The following is a 255-nucleotide window of genomic DNA, read 5'->3' as shown; positions in this document are numbered from 1 at the left end:
AGGTCTCGCAGTCAAGCTCCCTTCTGCCTTTACACTCTTCGAATGATTTCCAACCATTCTGAGGGAACCTTTGGGCGCCTCCGTTACTCTTTAGGAGGCGACCGCCCCAGTCAAACTGCCCATCTGAAACTGTCTCCCACCACGATTAGTGGTGCGGGTTAGAGTGGCCATAACGCAGGGGTAGTATCCCACCAGCGCCTCCATCGAAACTAGCGTTCCGACTTCTACGGCTCCTACCTATCCTGTACATGCGGT

1 rRNA gene is annotated in these 255 nt (G+C 54.5%); it reads right to left on the bottom strand.

Annotated features, from left to right (window positions below):
* Positions 1–255, bottom strand: a 23S ribosomal RNA gene (locus P3R27_RS15625); the annotation flags it as partial.

It is taken from the genome of Enterococcus spodopteracolus (assembly GCF_030441955.1).
Taxonomy (GTDB): Bacteria; Bacillota; Bacilli; order Lactobacillales; family Enterococcaceae; genus Enterococcus_B; species Enterococcus_B spodopteracolus.
This window is presented reverse-complemented; position numbering and strand designations above follow the sequence as displayed.